The following is a 4,392-nucleotide window of genomic DNA, read 5'->3' on the forward strand; positions in this document are numbered from 1 at the left end:
TCATATCGTCTCAACATATAAAACACCCCTTTTTCTTTATTTTACCATAAAACGGGGATGCAAAACATTTGTTTTGTGCAACTTTTAATTTTCAAACACGCTCTAGTACAGCATTGGGTAAACAGCTGTGAATGGAGTACCAGGAAGATACATTTGTGTATGCTTATTGAATAGAATCAGCATGGGCGCAGTACAATAGGAAATACAGGATTTTAAGTGTGGTCCGTAACTCCGAAAGTACTGCGTCCATATTTTATTTCAACATTTTTTGATATTTTTGTCGTTTCAAATATTTTTAAAAGTTTTATCACAGATTGAACACATTTGATTGTTAAACTGATACCAGAAAATAACAAAGAGAAAAAATACGAGGAGGTAATTCAAATGTATGATGAATTTAACGATAAAGAACAAAATAATGTAACCGGAGGTACCCCTTCTAATACTGGAGAAGGATACAGACAGGACGATGTTTATGGACAACGGGATGAACAGCCGTCAAATGAAAGTATGATATATGATTCGTCGGAGATGACAGATACGACAGGTACGATTGATACAACAAGGACATCAGACACCATGGAGACACCCGATGCAGCAGAGACTTTTACATCGGCTGATACAGCAGAGGATCAGGCATATGCCCGACAGGAAAATCAGATGACAAATTCAGGCAATCAAAACGGGCAGACATCTGACAGTTCATTTTATCATTATGCGTATGACAGGGACAACAGACAGGAAGAACAGCAGCCACAGCAGCAGATGAATCAGCAGCAACAACAGCATTCATACGGTTCCTATCAGACAGGTGGACAGAATCCGAACCCGCCGCGGTATGAAAAGCCAAAGAAGAAAAAAACCATAATGTCCAAGATTGCAGTGGCAGCATCGGTAGCAGTTGTATTTGGTGTAGTGGCAAGTGCTTCGTTCCAGCTTACCGATTATGTTGGCAATAAAGTTTTCCCCCGGACACAGGAAACAGAAGCCAAAATCAGTTCCACAGGAACGGTAAATGAGCAGAATAAGACAGCAGAGGGCAGTACAGTCAGTACATCATCCACCGATATAGCGAAGGTTGCTGAAAATGCAATGCCTTCCATCGTAGCAATTACCAGTAAGACAGTAAAGGAAGTTCAGACCTATTTTTACGGAACACAGTCCCAGGAAGAAGAGAGCAGCGGCTCGGGTATCATCATAGGTAAAAATGATAAAGAGTTACTGATTGCGACTAATAACCATGTAGTGGAAGGCTCTGAAAACCTGACGGTATGCTTCACCGTAAATGTAGAAAACCAGGAAGATAAAGTTGTTCAGGCACAGGTAAAAGGAACGGATCCGGAACATGATCTGGCAATGGTAGCCGTACAGTTAAGCGATATTCCGGCAGATGTTCTAAACCAGGTTAAAATAGCAGAAATCGGTGATTCTGAGAGCTTGCAGGTAGGACAGCAGGCAATTGCAATCGGTAATGCACTTGGCTACGGTCAGTCTGTTACATCCGGCATCATCAGTGCGTTAAACCGTGAAGTCAGCGTTGAGACCACTTCCGGAACAGTTACGAACAGCCTGATTCAGACAGATGCAGCGATTAACTTTGGTAACAGCGGCGGCGCTTTATTAAACATCAACGGACAGTTAATCGGAATCAATTCTGTAAAAGCAGCATCCTCAGGTGTTGAGGGGATGGGATATGCCATTCCGATTAATACAGCAAAACCAATTTTGGATGATTTAATGAACCGTACCACAAGATCAAAAGTAGAAAGCAGCGAAAAAGGCTACATGGGTGTAAAACCGGTAGACGTTTCAGAGGAAGCAAAGCAGGTTTATAATATGCCTTCCGGTGCATTCTTATACGAAGTTGTGGAAGGCTCCGCAGCAGAAAAAGCAGGTTTGGTAAAAGGAGATATTGTAACAAAGATTGACGGTATTTCCATAACATCAGCAAATGATTTATATGACAGAATGAATTATTATAAGGCTGGGGAAACAATTGACTTAGAGGTTCAGGCAGCCGAAGGCGGTGAATACAAAGCCAGAACAGTCAGCGTTACGTTAGATAAGCAGAGTGCGGATACCACGAGCAGTGAAGCGACGCCCCAGAGTGATGGTTCCTCAAACGGACAGTCACAGCAAGGCCAGGCTTCACCGATGATCCCAAACCAGGGAGGTAACGGAATGGAGCAGTTCTTCAACTTTAATAATTAAGTATTGTCAGCAAAAAAGTATAACCGTTCCAGGAATTGGAGATCCTGGAACGGTTTTTTATAGATTTTATAAAATCTTCACTTGTGCGAGCTTTTTGACTATGATATAGTTACTTGTAGTAGTTTGTGCAAAAGAGAGGAAATAATATGTCAGATAAAAAAGATGAAATATATGATAAAGATGTAGTGGATGCTGTTGATTCTGATGATGAAAATATGACAGCAGATATTACAAAGACCGAAGAAAATACAAAGTCAGAAAAAAATAAAGATAAGCCGGATGAAGATGAATATGAAGAGGTCTGTTTTATTTGCAGGCGCCCGGAAAGCAAAGCCGGTAAGATGGTAAATCTCCCCAACAGTATTCATATTTGTTCGGAATGTATGCAAAAGGCATTTGATACAATGAACAACGGTAATATTCCATACAATGATCTGATGAATATGTCCAATATAAATATGGTAAACCTGTCTGACCTTACGAATAAGATTCCAAATCAGCAGAAGGTCAAGAAAAAAAAGCCAAAAGAGGAGCCGAAAAAGGAATTTGATGTAAAGTCTATCCCCGCACCTCACAGGATCAAAGCAAGTCTGGACGAATACGTCATTGGACAGGAAAAGGCAAAGAAAGTTATATCTGTTGCCGTTTACAACCATTATAAGAGAGTGGCTACCGGAAGTATGGATGACATAGAAATTGAAAAGTCCAATATGCTGATGATCGGGCCTACCGGAAGCGGAAAGACCTATCTTGTGAAGACTCTTGCAAGGCTTCTGGATGTACCGCTTGCTATTGCGGATGCCACATCCCTTACGGAAGCCGGTTATATTGGAGATGATATTGAAAGTGTCATTTCCAAACTGCTGGCGGCAGCAGGCAATGACGTGGAGAAGGCGGAAAGAGGAATTGTATTCATTGATGAAATTGATAAGATCGCCAAGAAAAAGAATACCAATCAGAGAGATGTAAGCGGTGAATCCGTACAGCAGGGGATGTTAAAGCTTTTAGAAGGCGCTGATGTAGAAGTTCCGGTAGGAGCGAACAGTAAAAATGCTATGGTGCCTCTGACAACGGTAAATACCAGAAATATTCTTTTTATCTGCGGCGGAGCATTCCCGGGACTGGAAGATATCATTAAGGAACGTTTAAATAAGCAGGCATCGGTTGGTTTCCGAGCAGATCTGAAAGATAAATATGATGAGGATCCGGATATCCTGGAAAAAGTTACACTGGATGATATCAGGACCTTTGGAATGATCCCCGAATTTATCGGACGTCTCCCAATCGTATATACACTACAGGGATTGACAGAGGCGATGCTTGTACAGATTTTAAAAGAGCCAAAGAATGCTATTTTAAAGCAGTACCAGAAACTGCTTGCACTGGACGAAGTGAAACTGGATTTCGATGATGAAGCACTGGAATCCATTGCAAAAAAAGCTTTGGAGAAGAAGACGGGGGCAAGAGCACTCCGGGCAATTATTGAAGAGTTTATGCTGGACATTATGTATGAGATTCCAAAGGACGATAATATAGGCAAGGTAACCATTACAAAAGCTTATATTGATCATACAGGAGGACCGCTGATCACCATGCGGGGAGTACCTGCGCTGGAGGGATAAGCCTATGATATACATTCTGATACCGGTAATTATATTTATCGCGGATTATTTTATAAAAGACAAAATTGAGAATACCAGAGAAATTGGAAAAGATGAAGAAATACTGGGCGGCAAAATCATTCTTCACAAATACCATAACAAAGGCGCTATGTTAAATTTTCTGGATAAAAAGCAGGAGTTTGTAGCCGGGCTGTCAACCGGGATGACGGTGGGAGTCCTCTTCGCTTATCTCTGGCTTCTGGGCAAAAAAGGAATGGGCCTTTTAAAGACCGGATTTGCCCTGGTGCTGGGAGGTGCGGCAAGTAATATTTACGACAGGATAAAGCGTGGATACGTAGTAGACTACTTCAGCTTTCACACAAAATGGAAAAAGTTTCGCCAAATCGTGTTTAATATATCCGATTTATGTATTTTTGCGGGATCTTTTTTATTTATTTTGTGGAATCTCAGGAACAAAAGTTGACAGGATATGTCAAAAATGTTATGGTAATCTGTAGGAATACCATAGAGGAGAAAAGAAAGTTTATGGATGAATTACAAGAACAATTTTCAAAAGCAT

3 protein-coding genes are annotated in these 4,392 nt (G+C 41.1%); all 3 read left to right on the top strand.

The genetic code is table 11. The annotated features are described in order from the left end of the window. Positions 1-384: 384 nt before the first annotated feature. Complete coding sequence (locus tag ACH2DQ_RS03930) at positions 385-2,211, top strand: S1C family serine protease (protein WP_394915902.1); 1,827 nt, start codon at positions 385-387, stop codon at positions 2,209-2,211. A gap of 215 nt (positions 2,212-2,426) precedes the next feature. Next, a complete protein-coding gene (gene clpX / locus ACH2DQ_RS03935) occupies positions 2,427-3,833 on the top strand; it encodes an ATP-dependent Clp protease ATP-binding subunit ClpX (RefSeq protein ID WP_394915936.1) in 1,407 nt (468 codons plus the stop codon). A gap of 4 nt (positions 3,834-3,837) precedes the next feature. Then, on the top strand, positions 3,838-4,296 hold the full coding sequence (locus ACH2DQ_RS03940; protein WP_394915903.1) for a signal peptidase II: 459 nt from the start codon (positions 3,838-3,840) through the stop codon (positions 4,294-4,296). The last annotated feature ends 96 nt before the right edge of the window (positions 4,297-4,392 follow it).

This window comes from Robinsoniella sp., from assembly GCF_034124845.1.